The organism is Mycobacterium angelicum, assembly GCF_002086155.1.
Taxonomy (GTDB): Bacteria; Actinomycetota; Actinomycetes; order Mycobacteriales; family Mycobacteriaceae; genus Mycobacterium; species Mycobacterium angelicum.
This window is the reverse complement of sequence record NZ_MVHE01000448.1, coordinates 1-239: the sequence shown is the minus strand read 5'-3', so window position 1 is coordinate 239 and position 239 is coordinate 1. Positions and strand designations below refer to the sequence as shown.

Here is a 239-nt window from a genome sequence, read left to right as displayed (position 1 = left end):
TCTGCCCACCCCATTCGGTCCAGTAACGATGACGCTCAACGGGTCGTTTGATCCGCTTACCCAACAGGTTGTTTTCGACTCGGGATCACTCACCGCGCCCGCTCCGTTCGTGTACGGTCTTGGTGCGGTAGGTCCAGCTCTCACCACCATGACCGCGCTGCAAAACAGCGGCACAGCATTTTCCGGCGCGGTGCAAAGCGGGAACCTGCTAGGGGCCGCGGGCGCGCTTCTGCAAGCTC

At 61.9% G+C, this 239-nt stretch carries 1 pseudogene; it reads left to right on the top strand.

Annotated features, from left to right (window positions below):
• Positions 1 to 239 (top strand): annotated as a pseudogene (locus BST12_RS30210) (PE family protein); the annotation flags it as partial.